Genomic DNA, 19,047 nt, shown 5'->3' on the forward strand with positions numbered 1-19,047 from the left:
AAATAGCTAAGTATTTGTTATGTACTATGTTTGACTGTAACACCTGTATCGGAGTCTTAATGTTAGGCTTGATAGTAATTGAGTTCTTAATACACATACTTTGAACTGCGCTGCAAAAAAAGAGTCACAAAATGCAATATTCACTGGAAAAGGTGTTTAAAACGGTGTTCAATATTGCCCTGAACGCTGGAGTCGAGCATACTCCCTTGTGATGTAATCTTTTGAAATGGAGCATGACATGGCCGAAGAAACGATCTTCAGTAAAATTATTCGTAAGGAAATCCCAGCAGATGTCCTTTATCAAGACGAGATGGTGACAGCATTTCGTGACATTAACCCGCGTGCGCCAAGTCATATTCTGATTATTCCGAATAAGCTGTTACCGACAGTGAATGATGTAGAAGCCGATGATGAAGCAATGATGGGACGTTTATTTACAGTTGCTCGTAAATTAGCGGAAGATGAAGGTATTGCTGAGAATGGTTACCGCTTAATTGTGAACTGTAACCCACATGGTGGCCAAGAGGTTTACCACATTCACATGCACTTGGTTGGTGGTCGTCCACTGGGCCCAATGCTTGTAGGCTAATGAAGTCAGAGGAGTGATGCCGGATTACACGGTTCACTCCTCGCTATTGAAAGTGTGTTGGTGGTTTGCCAGCTAAATGGATGAAGGTTTATAAATTTCATGCTGAAAAAAGTCGCAACGGTATTGTTATCTTTGACATTAGCAGCCTGCGCTAACTTATCTGCTCAAGGATTGTTTAGTCATTACAGCGCAGCGATGAGCCCAAGTCATACAGCTTTAGAGCAGGGGCGATATGAAGCCGCGATTGAATCATTGCCAGTTGCGCCTGCTGGTCCAATTCTTGATGGCATGGAGCAAGGTCGAACGCGTTTCGTTGCTCAACAGTTTCCTTCCAGTTTTTCTGCTTTTCAGGGCACTGATGCTGCCGTGAAAGAGCAACAAAGCAAAGCCATTATCCAAGTATCTGAAGGTTTTAATCAGGCGGGTGCGATATTAACGAATGATAATATGATCACCTACCAACCGACTGACTATGAGTTGGGTTTTTTGCATCTTTACCTTGCGCTTAATTATGTACAGCAGCGCAAATTAGAAGGTGCCTTGGTTGAAGTGCGTCGCGCAAATATGGTGCAAGAAGCTGCACGAAAAATTCGTGAAAAGGAACTTGCGAGTGCGGAAAAAGCGGTTAAACAAAAAGGTATTAGCGATAACATTGGTGCGGTCTTAGCTCGTTACCCTGATGCGGGTACCACGTTAAGTGCGGTACAAAATGGTTATTTATTTTTCTTATCAGGTGTGCTGTACGAAGCAGATGGCGATTTGAATGGCGCATATATCGACTTCAAACGTGCGCTAGCTGTGGCACCGGATAATCTTTACGTTGCTCAAACAGTATTACGTTTAGCAACGCGCCTGCAAATGCGAGATGATTTACAAACGTTAGAAGCGCGTTATGGTAAATATCAGCGACCAGCTGCTAATGAAGGCCGTGTAATTATTTTTGATGAGCAAGGGGTTGTTGCTGCGCGTGATAACTGGCGACTACCACTTTACCTCCATGACAGCCGTGGGCAAGGTGCGATCTATAACCTAGCATTGCCATATTATCGTAACGTGACACTACCGAGGTTATCACCACTAAAATTAGGTAATAAGCCCTTGAATAGTGAACAAGTTGCTAATGTTAATAGTATGGCGCAACAGAGCTTATCGGAAGGTTTGCCCGCTATTGTTATTCGCCAAGCCTTGCGCGTAGTGGCAAAAGACGAAGTCAGACGTACAGCGGCCCAAAATGGCGATGATGTTGGCAATGTACTTGCCAATATTTTTAATACGCTGACAGAGCAACCTGATACACGTAGCTGGCAGACTTTGCCCGCTGCAATCAATATTTATCAAGACGATGTCAAAGCAGGAACGCAGACGTTAAGTTGGAATGGGCAACAGTTGGATGTTGAAGTGAAAGCAGGACGCACAACCATGGTTTGGGTGTCACGCCAAGGCAATCAAGTCAGCTGGTGGTCAGTATTACTAGGAGCGAATTAATGAGAGCACTATCCATATTGTTATTTGCCGTGATGCTGTCGGCGTGTGCGCCACGGACATCCGGTATAAGCATAGAAAGCAGTAATCAAAATGTAGTGATTGGTAATTCATCGTTAGCAAGTAAATTGACGATAGAAAAAGCCATGATCACTAACGTTAATGGGCTGATGAAGGCCGCTGTGCCTGTGACCAGCCAATCAGAGAAAGATCTCCAACTTCAGTATCGTATCTATTGGTATGACGCACAAGGTCTTGAGCTTGAGGGCAGTGATGCACCTTGGCGCCAATTTGTGATTCATGGAAAAGACTCGATGACACTCCAAGCGGTAGCAACGAATGCTAACGCAAAGCAGTACCGAATTTATATTCGCCGCGCTAATTATTAATTGATTATTTAAAAGGTAAGAAAATGAAAAAAGGCCTAATCGCTGTACTAAGTTTAGCTATGTTACTTGGTGGCTGTGCTCAGAAAGTTAGCTACGGTGACGCTCAAGAAGCTGAAACAACCACGATCGAATTTGGTTCGACTGACTTGCAGAAAATTGCGGTAGAAATGACAGATAGCATGCTAGCGTCTGGTTCTGTTGCTTACATTACTGCAAACGGCAAGCGTCCTATTATTGTGGTTGATAGCGTTAAGAATAAAACCAGCGAGCACATTGATACTGAGTCTGTCACGGATTCAATCAGCACGCGTCTACTTAACTCTGGTAAGTTCCGTTTTGTTGACATGACACGTGTAGAAGCCGTGCGTAAACAACTTAACTTCCAAAATAACGATGAGCTTGTAAACCAAAGCACTGCGATTCAATTCGGCCAAATGGTTGGTGCGCAATACATGCTTTACGGCAACCTAGCGAGCATCGTTAAGCAAAATGGTAGTGATAAAGACGTTTACTACAAAATGACTATGCGTTTGATGGATCTTAAAACAGGCCTGATCGAGTGGGCGGATGAGACTGAAATCCGTAAACAAGAAGCGAAGTCACTATTTGGCATGTAATAGCAATTAGTCACTGATTCAACAAATAGCGCCAATGAGTTTTCGTTGGCGTTATTTTTTTGCCAAAAAAGTACGATCGTGCTAAAAAGAGGTGTTGAGTGATTGTATTTGATTCAGGAGTGGCTAATGAGAAGCGATAGTGCAGATCCAGCTTATGAAACATTAGAAATTAGCACGCCTTTGGATTACACCACAGATATGTACAAAGTGTATTTTGAGGTTAGGGATCATGATGGAAAGGCTTACGCGATCATTGCTGCATTTGTGGGTGATGATAGGGTAGATACAATTACTCGCCTAGCGCATGGTTATGAAGTTCCCTTACCTATTCAGTGTATACCGGATATAGTCCGAATGTTGGCGGAGCATAATATTGCGGTATATCAGGTGATACGTTATGCCAAGTTAAACCAGTCATGGCCATCACCAGACAGCCACTAGAGTTAAGAACATGAGTAAGAAGAAAGCCACTCGAGAGCATATTCTAGCAACGGCCTTTGACGTTGCTAGCACGACAGGGTTAGACAGTTTAACGATAGGGAAACTGGCGACGGATGTCGGTATGTCTAAAAGCGGGCTATTTTCTCATTTTCAGTCGAAAGAAAACTTACAGGTCGCTGTTGTCGAATATACAGGTCAGCTGTTTATTGAGCGGGTGATCCAACCTGCACGAATAGCACAGACTGAGAATGTTGAGCACAAGTTACGTTTACTGTTTAAACATTGGCTTGCTTGGAATCGTTCATTCCAAGGCAGTTGTATGTTCATCGATGCGTGGAAAGATAAAGCCGATGAGGCTGATTGCGTTTTACAGGCCGCTTTACAAGGAATGACGCGTCGTTGGCTGGATTATTTGGTACACCAAATCGAGAAAGGTAAAGCGAGCGGGGAGTTTCATGTAAGCATTGATAGCTGGCAGGAAGTTTATCGCTTATATGGTATCTATTTGAGTAGCCATTTATTCCAATCTTTAGCATTAGAAACCCACGACCATCAGCGTTTTTGGTTGGGGATTGATAGCTTGTTTAGTGAATGGCGACAATCATAATAACTAAGGTGTAGATAGCGGCGATGAATCATCGCTGTGGCTATGCCTTAAATTTTAACAACAAAAAGCACGGTCGTACTATTTTGATGTTTAGTGAATAACACAACGTTAGTGAGGGCCGTCGCGCTTAGGAGAAAGGTTAGGATGAGCAGTAAAATTTATTTTAAGCAAGGCAAAAGCGTGAACATACGTCGTCGTTTAATCAATATGGCATCACGCTTTCACCATCGTGTGGCTCCTGCGCATGCTAAGCAATTTGCCAAGAAATTACTGCTAACCCCAGTGCGCTCATCGCGATCTGTCGTTGAACCTGACGGTTTAGAGCGTCAAGTTGTGATGACCAAAGAAGGTAAAATCATGACTTACCGTCTAGGTAGTGGACCCACTTGGGTGTTGGGGCACGGTTGGTCCGGTGCATCCAGTCAGTTTTACCCTTTGATGGAACACATTGCAGCGGCGGGTTATACCGCGCTGGCTTTTGATAATCCTGCGCATGGCGAAAGTGAAGGGCGCTTTGGGCATATTCCGGCATTTGTAGCGGCGTTGGATGGTGTTTTGGAGCAACAATCTTCAATAGCGGGCGTTGTCGCACATAGTATGGGGGGCGCTATGGTATTAGAAAGCCGTCACCAATGTTTAGAAGGTAAACCAGTGTTGCTGGTGGCGCCTGTACTGGATTATGTCGATAACCTGCTGACAACGGTTGAACGCTCAGGCTTTTCAATGAAATTATTCCAAGAAGTGATCGATGAAATTGCGACAAACTATCAATATGAATTAGAAAGTATTAACCCCCAGCAGCGTTTAGCATCAGCGAACACTCGGACTGTGATCGTACACGATAAAGCCGATAAGTTTGCCTCTTTTGCAGCATCTCAGCAGGCGGGGGAATTATCGCATGTTACCTTGATTGCAACTGAAGGGCTTGGGCATGGGCGTATTCTTAAAAGTGAGCAACTACGTCAAGGTTTTGATTTATTAGCCCAAGCTTAAAGTGCAAGCTATTGGGTTTAAGTACAAATAGGTTGAAGAAGACATGGTAACAGAGGTCGGGGAGTTGATTTTCAATCCAACGCTCAAAGCAATGATTGAGTCACGGCTCAATCAGCCGATTATTAACGCTGTTCCTTTACAAGGAGGTTTGAGTAATCGTTGTTGGCGAGTCGACTTTGGTTCTTTTTCCGCTGTGTGGCGCCCTGTTGCTGAGGCATCAGAGGCGTTTGCTGTTTCACGGCTTCATGAAGCCAATGTGTTAAGACAATTAAAGCCGCAGGCATTTTCGCCCAATGTATTGCTACTTAGTGATGAAGGGCTACTTGTGGAGTGGCTTGAAGGGGAGGTCTATGGTGCACAATGTACGCTTGGCACTATCATGGCATTACAAACTCGTATTCATCAATGCCCCCCACCTTTACATGCATTGGATGTTCATAAAAAAGCGCAGCAATATTGGAATGCGATAAACCCAGATGATAAGTCAGTTAATCTAGATCGTCTTTTTCAGCGATTCCAGCAGACGCCACTGCCTTATGCTTTTCCTCTTACATGCTGTCATTTTGATTTAGGGTATTACAATGTAATTCGCTGTGACGGGCAGATAGATGCGGTTATCGATTGGGAGTATGCCGCAGCAGGTGATCCGTCCTTGGATTTGGCGATGACGATTCAAGCGAATGGCTATGCGTTAGAAGAGGCGGTTACTGCATACTGCCTTGCGAGTGGAGAAAGCAATACTCAACGCTGGCAAGAGGCTGTGACTGAGTGGCAACCGTGGTGTGATTATTTAGCAATGCTATGGTACTTTGCTGGAGCGCATGTGTGGCAAGATGAGAGTTATCGCGTGCAAGCTAAACGTTTGTTAAATCAATTACTTTGATGAAAACAGACAAATGTCGTTATAGTTATAATGGTTGAAGTTACACGGAATGTAATTTCTCTTCGTTGTAACGGTCTATATTGATCGTTAAAGGCACTAAATACGTATCCAGTCGTGCCACTTGAATTGGCTGACTCCAAGGATTAGTGAGGTTAGTATTGAAGTCTCTTTTCTTAACGTTATCTCGTCGTTCTTCGTTGCAGTATTGCTTTCTTAGGGTAAGTGTCGCTTTTGTGGCACTGCTGCTAACGGGATGTGTGCTTAGGCTCGGCTACAACACGCTTGGGTTTTGGATCCCTTACTATGTTTCTGATTATGTTAGCTTGGACTCCGCACAAGAGCGTGAGTTTGAGCGTAATCTCGATCAGGCATTGGAGGTGCACCGCCAAAAAGAGTTACCTAAAATACATCGGTTAATATCCGATTTACAAGAAGACCTAGAGAAGCCACTGACCTTCCATCAAATCAGCGATTATCACTTTAAATTTACTGCAGTAGGGCAAGAGTCTTCGACGATTTTTATACCGACTTTTTCAGCAATGCTGAAATCTTTGAATGCTGAGCAGCGAACACAGTTCAATCAAAAAATTGCTGATGATATTGAGAAGATTCGTCAGGAACGGGCAGTCTTAACGACAAAGCAGAAGATCATCAAACGCAGCAAAGGATTACAAAAAACGGCGAAAGAATGGCTGGGGACGCTAACCAACAAACAGCGAAATTTGCTCACTGAGCTGGCGGGCTATCAGGTTGAGATGGAGCCAACATTTTTCTCTATTCGTGAAAACTTCTTATCAGATTGGAAAGCACTTATGGCTGAACCACAGTCAGACGTATTTCAACAGCAATTAAAGGTGACGGTGCATCAATTATTAGCCTTTGAAAACCCAAATGCAGAAAAAGAGCTGATTTTCTATTTGAATAGGCGCTTTGATGTCATGCGGCGGTTAAACCATAGTTTGAGCAATAAGCAGCGTGACCATTTACAAGCTTTGCTAACAGACTTACGAAAAGATATCGCATTACTTATTCATGAGTAATGCAGTTTGCGTACTTAGAAAACAAGCGGCATAGTGAGTTAATAGAATAAATCGCTACAAAGACAGTCGTGTAGTGGGTAAAGCGCTACATTATTGCATTGGGCGCATGAAAAATGAGCGTGTATCTGTGATGTGACTAGAACTGTGGAGTATTCCTCGGTTTTGCATACAAATCCCGACAATTGACTTTTAAACCCTACGAAACGTGTTAGATTAATTTTGCAAGATATATAAACCGAGGGAGAAAAGGATGATCATTTATCTGCATGGCTTTGATTCAACAAGCCCAGGTAACCACGAGAAGGTTTTACAACTACAGTTTATCGATCCCGATGTACGGTTTGTTAACTACAGTACGCGCCATCCTAAACACGATATGCAACACTTACTCAAAGAAGTGCATAAGTTGATTGACGAGTCGAGTGATAAAGCCCCAATCATTTGTGGGGTTGGTTTGGGGGGATTTTGGTCTGAGAGGATCGGTTTTTTATGCGGTATTAAACAGGTCATTTTTAACCCGAACTTACGTCCAGAATTGAACATGGAAGGTAGAATCGACCGACCTGAAGAGTATTTAGACATAGCGACTAAATGTGTTGCTGAATTTAGAGAAAAAAATGCAGGTAATTGCCTGTGCATACTTTCAACTCAGGACGAAGTATTAGATAATCGTCACACAAGTGATGCTCTGGGTGATTACTACAAAATCATCTGGGATGAGACACAAACTCATAAATTTAAAAAATTATCTCAGCATCTACAAACTATAAAAGCGTTTAAAGAAACAATCTAAGCCTCCTACGCCCTTGAAGGACTGACCAGAAATCGGTCCTTCTATCTATTTGCCCTCTGAAATCGTGAGGTTTCATGGTCAGTTTGTCTTAGTGTTTACTGTTGTCAGCCAGAGCTAAGTCGAGCTATTCAAGACAAGAATTCGATAAATCAAAGAGGAAGTAATCGTGACACGAATTATCGTTGTTGGCGGTGGTGCCGGTGGGCTTGAGCTTGCTACAAAATTGGGCCGTACATTAGGCCGTAAAGGTCGTGCAGAAGTTACGCTTGTTGATCGTAAAGCAAGCCACTTATGGAAGCCGCTTTTACATGAAGTCGCAACAGGTTCGATGGACGCCGGTGTAGATGCACTTAGCTATCGTGCACATGCTAAAAACCATCACTTCGACTTCCAAATGGGAAGCCTGCAAGAGATTAATCGTGATGAAAAAACGATTACTTTATCTGAATTGCACAATGAGCAGGGTGAACTGTTAATGCCTAAGCGTGAGCTTGCGTATGACATCCTTGTTATGGCAATCGGCTCAACGTCTAATGACTTCAATACTCAAGGTGTACGCGATAATTGTATTTTCCTTGATAGCCCAGAACAGGCGCACCGTTTCCGCACAGAGATGAACGATCAGTTCTTGAAGCTTCATGCTAATAAAGAACAAAAGACCGTTGATATTGCGATTGTTGGTGCCGGTGCGACAGGCGTAGAGCTTTCAGCTGAGTTACACAATGCTGTGAAAGAACTACAAAACTATGGTTTTGGCGATCTCGATAGTTCACGCTTGAACGTAAACCTTGTTGAAGCAGGTGAACGTATTCTACCTGCATTACCTCCTCGTATTTCATCCGCTGCACACAGCGAGTTAACCAAACTTGGTGTGAATGTGCGTACTGCGACCATGGTAACCAAGGCGGATGAGTCGGGTTTAACCACCAAAGACGGTGAGCACATTCCTGCACAAATCATGGTTTGGGCGGCGGGTATTAAAGCGCCTGACTTCATGAAAGACATTGCGGGTCTAGAAACGAACCGAATTAACCAGTTGGTTGTTAAGCCTACACTGCAAACAACGCGTGATGATGACATTTACGCAATTGGTGATTTAGCGTCTTGTGAACAAGCTGATGGCAGCTTTGTGCCACCGCGTGCACAAGCTGCTCACCAAATGGCGAGTCGTTGTTTCTCGAATATCGTTGCAAAGATCACTGATCGTGAACAAAAACCTTATGTCTACAGTGACCATGGTTCACTTGTTTCACTTAGCCGTTTCTCGACTGTGGGTAGCCTAATGGGTAACCTAACAAAAGGGTCAATGATGGTTGAAGGCCGTATTGCTCGTGTTGTATATATTTCGCTATACCGCATGCACCAGGTTGCCTTACATGGTGTGATTAAGACTGGCTTGATGATGTTAGTTGGTCGAATCAACCGAGTACTTCGTCCTAACCTGAAACTTCACTAAGGTTAGCCTGAATCAACCGGGTAATAAAAAACCGCCGTGATTAAGGCGGTTTTTTTATGTCGGTAGTTTATTAGCTATTAATTAATTTTGATGAGTTCGACATCAAAAATTAATACAGAGCCCGGTGGAATACTACCAATCGCACGGTTGCCATAAGCCAGATTGGCCGGAATAAAGAAGCGTGTTTTTTCACCTTCAACCATGAGTTGAACACCTTCTGTCCAGCCAGCGATCACTTGGTTTAAACCAAAATCAATTGGCTGACCGCGATCAACTGAACTATCAAATACTGAACCATCTAAAAGCGTACCGTGGTAATGCACAGTGACTTTATCTGATGCTTTCGGATGGACAGTACCTGTGCCAGCTTGCAGTACTTGATATTGCAGGCCAGAGGCTGTGGTATGTACATCTTCATTTTGTTGGTTTTCTGACAAAAAGACTTCGCCTGCTTGGATATTTTCTGCTGCTGCTTTTTTATTGCTCTGAGAGCGATACATGAAAAAAATCACAAAACCAATAATGGCAATCGTTACGATAATCTTGAACACAAGACGTCCTTTAAGTGTTTGAATGGAAATTATAATACGCGAGTTAAGTTATACCTATTTAGGCTCAGTGCTAAGCACTTTCTGCATATTGCCTCGTTTAGCTTATAAATATAATGGGTACGTCGCTTTAGAAAGCCTCATCCAAGAGTTTTGTATCACTCGGTATAATGGAGTAAAGGTTGGCATCAATCGGCTTTCCATACATCATTATTTTATTTCGTAGCAAGCCTTCAAATTTAGCCCCTGAAGTCAGTGCAGTGCGTTGGCTGGCAATGTTATCGGGGTGGGTGACAATATCAAGACGCGTCAACCCGAGTGTGATAAAGGCTAAGCGGCAAATGACGTGTAGCGCTTCAGATGCAATGCCTTTTCGGTGATGGCTTGAACGGATCCAGTAGCCAACATTGGCGGAATTAGAATTAACTAATACATCGTAGAGTGAAATACTGCCAATAAAAGTGTCGCTACACCGATCAAAGATGGCAAGCTCATAGCAAACATCAGATCGCCAGTTTACACGGCTAGTAGCTATCCATTCATTTGCATCATGCTGATTATAGCTATCGCCGCACCACTCTAACCAAGGCGTAAGATCGGACAACGACTCGTGCACCGCTTCTAAGTGGGGAAGCAAATCTGCACTTTTGTATGGACGCAGGCTCAGGCGCGCTGTGTGGTAGATATAGTCTAAATTCATCTGTATCGAATAGGTTTAGATAGAAAAAACCTCGCCAAAGCGAGGTTTTAAAATTTATGCACCAACACGACGTACTTGAATAATCATACCCATTAGCGGGTGATCCAAGTAGTGCGTTTCGCTACTTTTCATTCGACGTGTTTGCTTAAAGCGGAAGTCTTTAAGAAACTCCTCAACTTCAACACGTTTCTTAACTTCTTGAAGGTGACCGACTTGAACGTTGCCTTCACCGCCTAAGGTGTCGATTTCTAGTGGTTCAGTTCCCACGATAACTTCACGACGGCCTGGCTCACGCAGATCTATGTCAGCGTCAACAAATAGGTAGTGCTGTACATAAACTTGCAACTTACCATCGAGCTCAAACAGAGATTGATCCATTGCTGGCTCGTTGAGGCCCGTATCTGTTAGGCCGTTATCGGTTGTGACAACAATACCGTTTTCAGTACTTGGCACGGCAGCTGTGCTGATACCCAGGGGCTGCTCCGAAGTGACTGCATCACGTGAGGTGCCATCAGCAAAATAGCGGTCGGAAAAGTTTTGGCCTGCGGTCAGGTGAATACGAGGTGCTGCACCTTTACCTTGGTCACCCTGACGCCATGCAATATGCGCAAGCGGTGTGAAACCAGCATGGTTTTTAAGCTTGTTGTATTCACTGTTTAGTTGGTACTGATTAGGTGATAAAACACGTACACCTTTAGCTGCAAGGTGCTCTTTATCATCAAATTCAATCGTGCCACGTAAGTCGACAGCCTTTTGGGTGTCAGGCCATGACTCATTGACTTGTTCTGGGTTTATGTTGCGTTTAAACAAAATGACTTCGATATCAAATTGTCGTGCCGCAAAACTTGGCCAACTTACTGCTAAAAGCAGTAAATAGATAAACTTTTTCAAGATAATACTCCGCACGTTAGTGCTTTCAATTATAAGCGGTTTTCAACAAACTGTGTTAAGACATCGTCAACAAACTTGATACGGTCTTTGGTATTGTTTAACGGTGTAGCTAATTTCAACTTTGTTGGTCCTTCCATACGGTATTTTTGCGGTTGCGATTGCAGTAAACCGACAAGGAAGGTTGGGTTGATATTGGCATCTGGATTAAATTCAAGATACCCACCTTTTTCACCCGCTTCAATACGCTTAATCCCAATACCTGCCGCTTTGAGTTTGATTTTATTCAATGCTAACAGGTTCGTTGTGGCTTCGGGTAGTAGGCCGAAGCGATCAATGAGCTCAACTTTCATTTCATTGATCGCATTTTCATCACTGGTGCTTGCAATGCGTTTGTATAGTGACAAGCGTGTATTGATATCTGGGATGAAATCATCAGGGATCAATGCGGGAACACGTAGCTCAACTTCAGTTTGTTGTTTCAACAAGTCATCCAATGACGGCTCTTTGCCTTCTTTTAAGGCTTCAACAGCTTGTTCTAGCATTTCCATAAACAGGGTGAAGCCTACGGATTGGATTTGACCACTTTGGTCATCGCCTAATAGTTCACCGGCACCACGAATTTCAAGGTCGTGCGTGGCAAGGGTAAAACCTGCCCCCAGGTCTTCTAATGACGCGATAGCATCTAAACGTTTCACCGCATCTTTGGTCATGCGTTTAGGGTGTGGCGTTAATAAATAGGCGTAGGCTTGATGGTGCGAACGACCGACACGACCACGTAGTTGGTGTAGCTGGGCTAAACCTAGGTTATCGGCGCGATTCATAATAATGGTATTTGCGGTCGGCACATCAATACCGGTTTCAATGATGGTGGTACAAACCAATACATTGAAACGCTGATGATAGAAATCGCTCATGATACGTTCGAGTTCACGTTCTGGCATCTGTCCGTGTGCAAACGTGATACGCGCTTCAGGCACTAATTTAGCGAGTTCATCGACTGTTTTTTCAATGCTATCAACTTCATTATGTAGGAAGTATGTCTGACCACCGCGCATGATTTCACGCAGAATAGCCTCTCGTACGACGACATCATCTCGTTCACGTACAAAGGTTTTGATTGCAAGACGACGCGCAGGTGGTGTTGCGATAATGGATAAATCGCGCATGCCACTCATTGCCATATTCAGCGTACGCGGAATCGGTGTTGCCGTTAGGGTTAAGATATCGACATCGGCACGTAGCGATTTGATTTTCTCTTTTTGGCGTACCCCGAAGCGGTGTTCTTCATCGACGATCAGTAAGCCGAGGTCGTGGTACTTAATTGAAGCATTCAGTAGTTTGTGGGTACCGATCAGAATATCGATTTTCCCTTCTTCGACATCTGCCATGATTTGCTTTTGTTCTTTCGGCGTTTTAAAACGAGAAAGCACTTCAACCCGAACAGGGGTATTGGCAAAGCGGTCACGGAAGTTTTCAAAGTGCTGCTGAGCAAGCAGTGTAGTGGGTACTAACACGCTAACTTGTTTATTGTTATCAACAGAAACAAAGGCAGCGCGCATAGCCACTTCTGTCTTACCAAAACCAACATCACCACATACTAGGCGATCCATGGCTTTTGCTTGGCACATGTCAGACAATACCGCATTGATGGCTAAGGCTTGATCGTGGGTTTCTTCAAATGGGAAGCCAGCGCTGAAGTCAGCGTAGCCTTCGCGGTCTAGGATAAACTTATGGCCGGGTTTGAGTTCTCGTTTCGCGTACACATCCAGCAATTCTGCAGCGACATCGCGCACTTTCTCTGCCGCACGTTTACGTGCTTTGGTCCAAGCTTCACCACCTAGCTTATGCAGTGGGGCCGTTTCTTCAGCACCACCAGAATAACGACCAATCAGGTGTAAAGAGGCAACAGGGACGTAAAGCTTAGCGCCGCCTTGGTATTCGAGTGTGACGTATTCCGTTTTTAACCCGCCCGCTTCAAGCGTTTGTAGCCCTTTAAAGCGTCCGATACCGTGATCTATGTGTACCACTGGCTGGTCAATTTGCAGTTCAGCCAAGTTGCGAATGATGGTATCGGCATTAATGGTTTTCTTTTCTTCTCGGCGACGACGTTGAATGACGCGCTCACCCAACAAATCGCTTTCACAAATAAGCGCGATGTTGGCATCTGCCAAGATAAAGCCGTTTTCTGCGGCCCCAATAATCAGCGTGTGTTCACTCGGTGCTTGCAGGGCTTCGGTTAGGCTTTGACACACCATAGGGCGAAGTTTAATGCGTGCCAACAGATCTAATAGGGCTTCACGGCGACCTTCAGAAGCAACAGAGAAAATGACTTTACCGGTGAATTGTTCAATGAAGCGGCGTAGCTCAGCGAACGGCTCTTTGAGCTGATGGTTAATTGTGAGCTCTGGCACAACCGATAAGGCAGGGTTGTATCGGCCTGCCTTTTCTGGCTCGGCTTCATGGCGAAGGCGTACTTGTGGCAAAGGCTTAAAGCCTGCGAACATTTCATCTTTGCCTAGCCATAACTCAGCAGGTGGAAGCAGAGGACGCAGTGGATCAACTCGACGTTGATCGTAACGGTATTCCGCATCGGCTAAAAACTGATCGACGGGCGCTTCAAGTTCGCCCACTGTGACCAATAAGCTGCTTTCTGGTAGGTAATCAAAAAGGGTTTCTGTTTGCTCAAAAAACAGTGGTTGCCAGTATTCGATACCTGCAGGCCAAGTGCGTTTGCTGACTTGCTGGTAAATGGATTCTGGTTCACGGCGCGCTTCAAAGCGTTCACGCCAGCGCATACGGAAGTTTTCTACGGCAATTTCGTCGGTTGGAAATTCGTGAGCGGGTAGCAGATGGATTTCGTTAATTTCGCCCGTTGATCGCTGATTTTCAGGGTCAAACTGACGGATGGAGTCGACTTCATCATCAAAGAAGTCAATTCGGTATGGGTGGTTGCTGCCCATTGGGTATAAATCAACCAGCGAGCCTCGGCTGGCATACTCACCGTGTTCCATCACCTGATCAACATGGCGATAGCCAGAGGCTTCAAGTTGAATACGGAGTTTTTCAAGCGATAAGCGATCGCCATTGCTGACTAATAGCGCATGCTGGTGCAAAAACGATTGTGGCGTTAAGCGCTGTAGCAGTGTACTTACTGGAATGAGTAGCACCCCAGCGGTTTGAGTCGGTAGCTTATATAAGCAGGCAAGACGATCAGAGATAATATCTTGGTGTGGCGAGAAATTATCGTATGGCAAGGTTTCCCAGTCAGGGAATACACTGACTTCATGCGCGGTAAACTGGCTGACTTCAGGCTGAAGGCGCAGCGCTGATTGGGAATCAGCGACAACAACCAGCAGTGGTCCTTGATGTTCATTGGCAAGCTCAGCGATAGAGAGGGCTAGTGCCGCCCCAGAAAGGTTGCCTACGAATCGTTTGTCACCCGCTTTTTGTGGATGAGGTATAGCAAGAATAGATTCTGTTTTCATGGGGCTCTAATTAACTATCTGAACGTTGTTGTGCGCGTTCGCGCAGCAGTTTTTGTTGAACATGCAAAGCAGCGCGGATCAGTAAATCGCGGTCGCTCTCAAGTAGTTGGGTATAGCGTAGGTGGACTTCGTAGTTGCTTTTATCGCAGCTGTTGTCGCTATCATCACCGCTTTGACTGCCATAAGGTTGGCAGTCAATGATCTCGCCATAGCAATATATCGCAGCTGGAGGATCGTTTAAGAATAGTTTTATCCGTGCATTGCGACCAAGGGTTAATGGTGTCGGTGAGATGAAACTCAGGCGGCTGGCACCAAAGGTGCGGGTCGTAAAGCGGATAGTTGGGTCATCTTGCTGTGAAAGAACATAAGAGAGCAGCAAGTTGATTTTAGTATTTTGCGCCCCAAGGTAGCCAATCAGTGCTTTGCTATCGTCACTGCCAAAATTAGACAGTAAGCGCTCGGTACTTTCTTCGAGCTCGCTGCATTCACTGGCAACACGAAATAGTGGGGGAATTTCTAAACGAAAGGCCTCGTCATCAGGGCATGCAGTGTTATCGTCAAGCGGCTCTACATTGATGGTCAGCCCTGCATGGACTGAAAAATATTCATCCTGAATCATTGGGTGCTCTGTTTTTAAATTCAATTTATGGATTATCACGCACCTTTGTCAATCGAGCAAGTTAAGCGGGTTAACTGCTCATTATTTGTCTATTTTTAGCCATTGTTTTTCCATTAGTTTTACTTCGGTGATTGGTAATCATTCACGGCAAGGGTTATGCTTGCAGGCAGTTATTTATTGATGGTTTTTGAGCGAGTTTATGTTTCATCCCGTCTCACTTTTTATAGGGTTACGCTATTTGCGTGGCCGTTCGGGCGACCGATTTAGTCGGTTTGTCTCTTATATGTCGACCGCAGGCATTACGATAGGTGTACTGTCTTTAGTGACAGTGCTGTCTGTGATGAACGGTTTTGAGCAACAACTCAAGCAGCGTATTTTAGGGGTAATGCCACAAGCTGTGATTAGCGAACCGGCTAATGCCACCTTATTAGCCAATCAAGCACCAGCATGGCTTGCTGAGCTGCCACACACGACACAAGTTACTCCGATTGTACGTGGTGAAGCGATTTTACAGAGTGCGCAGTCACTCTCTGCTGGTATGTTAATGGGCGTTGACCCATCTGCGTCAGAACCGATTGCCCAGCAAATGACACTCGGTAGCCTTTCTGATTTAACCTCAGGCAGCTATCACGTTGTGTTAGGTCAAGCATTGGCAGTTCAGTTGGGGGTTCAGGTTGGTGATAAAGTGCGTTTGATGGTGACCAGTGCAAGTCAGTACACACCATTAGGACGCATACCTAGCCAGCGAAACTTCACGGTATCAGGCGTGTTTGATACCGGATCCGATGTGGATAAACAACTCATCGTGGTGAATATTCATGATGCAGGTAAGCTGCTACGTTTAAAGAGAGATGAGATATCTGGTTGGCGTTTATTCCTCGATGATCCCTTTGCTGTCACTGAGCTGGCGAATATATCATTGCCTGATGATTGGCAGTGGTCTGATTGGCGTGAGCAGCGTGGCGAGTTGTTCCAAGCCGTTAAGATGGAAAAAAATATGATGGGCCTGATGTTGGGGCTGATCATTGGTGTGGCCGCATTCAATATTATCTCTGCTTTGATCATGGTGGTGATGGAGAAACAAGCTGAAGTCGCCATCTTAAAAACTCAAGGCATGAGTAATTTTCAAGTCTTGATGGTGTTTATTGTCCAAGGGGCAAGTAGTGGTGTGATTGGTGCTCTGGCGGGGGGCTTACTTGGCGTTTTGTTAGCACTCAACTTGAATACAGTGATGACGGTATTGGGCGTTCAGCTGATTACGGTTGGTGGTTCACTGCCTGTTGTTATATCCCCACTTCAAATTTTATTTGTGATTGTCGGTGCAATAGCATTAAGCCTATTAGCCACTATTTTCCCTTCTTATCGTGCAGCTACTGTTCGTCCTGCTGAGGCACTTCGTTATGAGTAATTCGTTATTAGTTTGTCATGGTCTACGTAAAATTTATCGCGAAGCTCAGATGGAAACCGAGGTATTAAAAGGCGTTGGCTTTAGTATCGATAATGGCGAACTTGTCGGTATCGTCGGTTCATCAGGTTCAGGCAAAAGTACCTTATTGCATCTGCTAGGCGCATTGGATGAACCAACAGCAGGGGAGGTCTTTTTTAAGGGCCATAACCTCAGTGTGATGAGTACTAATAAGCAAGCAAAACTGCGTAACCAAGACATAGGTTTTGTGTATCAGTTTCACCATCTTTTAGCTGATTTTAGTGCTTTAGAAAATGTGGCTATGCCGTTATTGATTGGTGGTGTATCGATCAATGAAGCGAAACGACGTGCCGAAGAATTACTGACTATGGTTGGATTAAGCCACCGCATTGAACATCGCCCATCAGAACTCAGTGGTGGTGAACGTCAACGTGTGGCAATTGCGCGTGCGTTAGTGAACAAGCCTTCACTGGTACTTGCTGATGAACCGACAGGTAATTTAGACCATAAGACAGCATTAGATATTTATGATTTGATGCGTCGTTTGAATAAAGATTTTGGCACGGCATTTTTGGTTGTGACACATGACAAAGAATTAGCCGCGAAACTCGATCGTTGTATGCACATGCAAGATGGTGAGTTGGTACAGGTTGAGGTGGCTTAATGTTTCGACCTTTATCTCTCTATATTGGTAGCCGCTTTAGTCGCGCTAAGCAGCGTAACAAGATGGTATCGTTTATTTCGATGTCGTCAACGCTGGGGATCGCTATTGGCGTTGCTGTGATTATTATTGGTTTGTCTGCCATGAATGGTTTTGAACGCGAGTTACAAAATCGCGTGTTATCTGTTATTCCTCATGGCGAACTACAAGCAGTAAAGCCACCGTTTACTGACTGGCAATCTGTGATTGAGACAGCAGAGCAGCACCCACGTGTAACTGGTGCTGCGCCGTATATTCTGTTCACGGCTTTGCTGGAAAAAGGGACAAACCTAAAGGCGGTTGAAGTGCGAGGTGTTGACCCGAGCCAAGAAGAGAAAGTCAGCGCAATTCCACAATTCATCAAAGATGGAGCGTGGCAGCGATTTAAAGCAGGTAATAAGCAGGTGATCCTCGGGCAAGGTGTCGCGGATAAGCTGGGCATTGAAGTGGGTGATTGGATTACCGCTATGATCCCAAACCCCGATCCTGCACTGAAGCTACGTGCACCGCATCGTGTTCGTTTGCAAGTTTCTGGCTTATTAGCGCTTGGTGGACAGATAGATCATAACTTTGCCTTGGTGCCGTTAGCGGATGCACAAGACTATTTATCAATGGGGGAGGGCGTGAGTGGGGTCTCTTTACAAGTTGATAATGTGTTAGATGCGATGTCGATTGTACGTGAGGTCGGTTACACCCTGCCTGTGTATGTGTACTTGAAAAGTTGGACGCAAAAGTACGGTTATTTATACCGAGATATCCAGATGGTTCGCACTATCATGTACTTAGTTATGGTGTTAGTGATCGGTGTTGCTTGTTTCAACATAGTCTCAACTTTAATGATGTCAGTAAAAGACAGAGCACCCGATATAGCTATCCTTCGTACTATGGGGGCGAGTGACGGCTTGATTAAATCTATCTTTATTTGGCACGGTGTTTTATCTGGCGTGCTTGGTAGTTTGGTGGGGTCGGCTGTTGGTTGCTTAGTTGCGTTAAACTTAACATCCATCATTAAAGGGCTAGAGCGCTTGATTGGCCATCAGTTCTTATCTGGTGATATCTATTTTGTTGACTTTTTACCTACAGAGTTAGCCATGCAAGATGTTGCCTTAGTGACGATAACTGCGGTTATCCTTAGTCTGCTTGCCACTTGGTATCCCGCTCGCCGTGCCAGTGCACTGCATCCTGCGCAAGTGCTGAGTGCCAAGTAGTTGATTTAATATTGGTAAGCTATAAAAAGCAGCGTTCGTCGCTGCTTTTTTGTGCCTGTTAGTATGGATATCGGCAGGGCAAAGCTGAGGATAACGCCGTTCTCCTGATACAATTTAATGCTTAATAGTTAACGGTATTGTGTAATTACAGTGATTTGTCAGTGATAGGGGTTTTAGCGT

The 19,047-nt window shown here is 44.7% G+C and carries 19 protein-coding genes; 14 read left to right on the forward strand and 5 right to left on the reverse strand.

The window, feature by feature from the left end:
* The first annotated feature begins 238 nt into the window (after positions 1–238).
* The 11 genes from hinT to OCU77_RS06445 all read left to right on the forward strand — a co-directional run bounded on the left by hinT (position 239) and on the right by OCU77_RS06445 (position 9,290).
* The gene (gene hinT / locus OCU77_RS06395; protein WP_048897086.1) at positions 239–589 is read left to right on the forward strand and encodes a purine nucleoside phosphoramidase; all 351 of its coding nucleotides are present in this window, start codon (positions 239–241) and stop codon (positions 587–589) included.
* Positions 590–688: 99 nt separating this feature from the next.
* Complete coding sequence (locus OCU77_RS06400; RefSeq protein ID WP_048897087.1) at positions 689–2,074, forward strand: COG3014 family protein; 1,386 nt, start codon at positions 689–691, stop codon at positions 2,072–2,074.
* Positions 2,074–2,460: a YcfL family protein gene (locus OCU77_RS06405; RefSeq protein WP_107302384.1), complete on the forward strand. Its 387-nt coding sequence runs from the start codon at positions 2,074–2,076 to the stop codon at positions 2,458–2,460. Before OCU77_RS06400 ends, OCU77_RS06405 begins: the two co-directional genes overlap by 1 nt.
* A 23-nt stretch (positions 2,461–2,483) precedes the next feature.
* Positions 2,484–3,077: a penicillin-binding protein activator LpoB gene (gene lpoB / locus OCU77_RS06410; RefSeq protein ID WP_048897088.1), complete on the forward strand. Its 594-nt coding sequence runs from the start codon at positions 2,484–2,486 to the stop codon at positions 3,075–3,077.
* A 126-nt stretch (positions 3,078–3,203) separates the two neighbouring features.
* Entirely contained in the window at positions 3,204–3,518 is a 315-nt protein-coding gene (locus tag OCU77_RS06415; protein WP_204375129.1) for a hypothetical protein, read from the forward strand.
* 10 nt (positions 3,519–3,528) lie between these two features.
* Positions 3,529–4,125 carry a TetR/AcrR family transcriptional regulator gene (locus OCU77_RS06420; RefSeq protein ID WP_048897089.1) on the forward strand — a complete coding sequence of 199 codons (597 nt, stop codon included), beginning with the start codon at positions 3,529–3,531 and terminating at the stop codon, positions 4,123–4,125.
* Positions 4,126–4,269: 144 nt separating this feature from the next.
* Positions 4,270–5,118, forward strand: coding sequence for an alpha/beta hydrolase (locus OCU77_RS06425; protein WP_048897090.1), 849 nt, complete (start codon positions 4,270–4,272; stop codon positions 5,116–5,118).
* Between the two features lie 43 nt (positions 5,119–5,161).
* On the forward strand, positions 5,162–6,001 hold the full coding sequence (locus tag OCU77_RS06430; protein ID WP_048897091.1) for a phosphotransferase: 840 nt from the start codon (positions 5,162–5,164) through the stop codon (positions 5,999–6,001).
* A gap of 158 nt (positions 6,002–6,159) precedes the next feature.
* The gene (locus tag OCU77_RS06435; RefSeq protein WP_239685796.1) at positions 6,160–7,041 is read left to right on the forward strand and encodes a DUF6279 family lipoprotein; all 882 of its coding nucleotides are present in this window, start codon (positions 6,160–6,162) and stop codon (positions 7,039–7,041) included.
* A gap of 250 nt (positions 7,042–7,291) precedes the next feature.
* On the forward strand, positions 7,292–7,834 hold the full coding sequence (gene ycfP / locus OCU77_RS06440; protein ID WP_048897092.1) for an alpha/beta hydrolase YcfP: 543 nt from the start codon (positions 7,292–7,294) through the stop codon (positions 7,832–7,834).
* Between the two features lie 166 nt (positions 7,835–8,000).
* Positions 8,001–9,290, forward strand: a complete 1,290-nt coding sequence (locus OCU77_RS06445; RefSeq protein ID WP_107302385.1) for an NAD(P)/FAD-dependent oxidoreductase — start codon at positions 8,001–8,003, stop codon at positions 9,288–9,290.
* A 77-nt stretch (positions 9,291–9,367) separates the two neighbouring features.
* Here OCU77_RS06445 and OCU77_RS06450 read toward each other — a convergent pair whose 3' ends face one another.
* The 5 genes from OCU77_RS06450 to OCU77_RS06470 all read right to left on the reverse strand — a co-directional run bounded on the left by OCU77_RS06450 (position 9,368) and on the right by OCU77_RS06470 (position 15,533).
* Positions 9,368–9,841: an FKBP-type peptidyl-prolyl cis-trans isomerase gene (locus OCU77_RS06450; RefSeq protein ID WP_048897093.1), complete on the reverse strand. Its 474-nt coding sequence runs from the start codon at positions 9,839–9,841 to the stop codon at positions 9,368–9,370.
* A gap of 127 nt (positions 9,842–9,968) precedes the next feature.
* The gene (locus OCU77_RS06455; RefSeq protein ID WP_048897094.1) at positions 9,969–10,538 is read right to left on the reverse strand and encodes a GNAT family N-acetyltransferase; all 570 of its coding nucleotides are present in this window, start codon (positions 10,536–10,538) and stop codon (positions 9,969–9,971) included.
* Positions 10,539–10,592: 54 nt separating this feature from the next.
* On the reverse strand, positions 10,593–11,429 hold the full coding sequence (locus OCU77_RS06460; RefSeq protein WP_048897095.1) for a peptidoglycan binding protein CsiV: 837 nt from the start codon (positions 11,427–11,429) through the stop codon (positions 10,593–10,595).
* A gap of 29 nt (positions 11,430–11,458) precedes the next feature.
* Positions 11,459–14,914: a transcription-repair coupling factor gene (mfd, locus tag OCU77_RS06465; RefSeq protein ID WP_048897096.1), complete on the reverse strand. Its 3,456-nt coding sequence runs from the start codon at positions 14,912–14,914 to the stop codon at positions 11,459–11,461.
* A gap of 10 nt (positions 14,915–14,924) precedes the next feature.
* Positions 14,925–15,533: a hypothetical protein gene (locus OCU77_RS06470; protein WP_048897097.1), complete on the reverse strand. Its 609-nt coding sequence runs from the start codon at positions 15,531–15,533 to the stop codon at positions 14,925–14,927.
* 199 nt (positions 15,534–15,732) lie between these two features.
* Between OCU77_RS06470 and lolC the strand changes: the two genes are divergently transcribed.
* From lolC to lolE, 3 genes are read left to right on the forward strand one after another with little or no spacing between them, the layout of a single operon-like run.
* Complete coding sequence (lolC, locus tag OCU77_RS06475; RefSeq protein ID WP_107302386.1) at positions 15,733–16,941, forward strand: lipoprotein-releasing ABC transporter permease subunit LolC; 1,209 nt, start codon at positions 15,733–15,735, stop codon at positions 16,939–16,941.
* Complete coding sequence (lolD, locus tag OCU77_RS06480; RefSeq protein ID WP_048897098.1) at positions 16,934–17,623, forward strand: lipoprotein-releasing ABC transporter ATP-binding protein LolD; 690 nt, start codon at positions 16,934–16,936, stop codon at positions 17,621–17,623. Before lolC ends, lolD begins: the two co-directional genes overlap by 8 nt.
* Positions 17,623–18,867 carry a lipoprotein-releasing ABC transporter permease subunit LolE gene (lolE, locus tag OCU77_RS06485; protein WP_048897099.1) on the forward strand — a complete coding sequence of 415 codons (1,245 nt, stop codon included), beginning with the start codon at positions 17,623–17,625 and terminating at the stop codon, positions 18,865–18,867. Before lolD ends, lolE begins: the two co-directional genes overlap by 1 nt.
* Positions 18,868–19,047: the final 180 nt, after the last annotated feature.

It is taken from the genome of Photobacterium swingsii (assembly GCF_024346715.1).
GTDB lineage: Bacteria > Pseudomonadota > Gammaproteobacteria > Enterobacterales > Vibrionaceae > Photobacterium > Photobacterium swingsii.

What these genes read in the sequence shown, in the direction of transcription:
- lolD (WP_048897098.1), top strand. Translation starts at nt 16,934, where the DNA reads ATGAGTAATTCGTTATTAGTTTGTCATGGTCTACGTAAAATTTATCGC.
- OCU77_RS06470 (WP_048897097.1), bottom strand. Translation starts at nt 15,533, where the DNA reads ATGATTCAGGATGAATATTTTTCAGTCCATGCAGGGCTGACCATCAAT.
- lolC (WP_107302386.1), top strand. Translation starts at nt 15,733, where the DNA reads ATGTTTCATCCCGTCTCACTTTTTATAGGGTTACGCTATTTGCGTGGC.
- OCU77_RS06400 (WP_048897087.1), top strand. Translation starts at nt 689, where the DNA reads ATGCTGAAAAAAGTCGCAACGGTATTGTTATCTTTGACATTAGCAGCC.
- OCU77_RS06415 (WP_204375129.1), top strand. Translation starts at nt 3,204, where the DNA reads ATGAGAAGCGATAGTGCAGATCCAGCTTATGAAACATTAGAAATTAGC.
- lpoB (WP_048897088.1), top strand. Translation starts at nt 2,484, where the DNA reads ATGAAAAAAGGCCTAATCGCTGTACTAAGTTTAGCTATGTTACTTGGT.
- ycfP (WP_048897092.1), top strand. Translation starts at nt 7,292, where the DNA reads ATGATCATTTATCTGCATGGCTTTGATTCAACAAGCCCAGGTAACCAC.
- mfd (WP_048897096.1), bottom strand. Translation starts at nt 14,914, where the DNA reads ATGAAAACAGAATCTATTCTTGCTATACCTCATCCACAAAAAGCGGGT.
- OCU77_RS06420 (WP_048897089.1), top strand. Translation starts at nt 3,529, where the DNA reads ATGAGTAAGAAGAAAGCCACTCGAGAGCATATTCTAGCAACGGCCTTT.
- hinT (WP_048897086.1), top strand. Translation starts at nt 239, where the DNA reads ATGGCCGAAGAAACGATCTTCAGTAAAATTATTCGTAAGGAAATCCCA.
- lolE (WP_048897099.1), top strand. Translation starts at nt 17,623, where the DNA reads ATGTTTCGACCTTTATCTCTCTATATTGGTAGCCGCTTTAGTCGCGCT.
- OCU77_RS06425 (WP_048897090.1), top strand. Translation starts at nt 4,270, where the DNA reads ATGAGCAGTAAAATTTATTTTAAGCAAGGCAAAAGCGTGAACATACGT.
- OCU77_RS06455 (WP_048897094.1), bottom strand. Translation starts at nt 10,538, where the DNA reads ATGAATTTAGACTATATCTACCACACAGCGCGCCTGAGCCTGCGTCCA.
- OCU77_RS06430 (WP_048897091.1), top strand. Translation starts at nt 5,162, where the DNA reads ATGGTAACAGAGGTCGGGGAGTTGATTTTCAATCCAACGCTCAAAGCA.
- OCU77_RS06405 (WP_107302384.1), top strand. Translation starts at nt 2,074, where the DNA reads ATGAGAGCACTATCCATATTGTTATTTGCCGTGATGCTGTCGGCGTGT.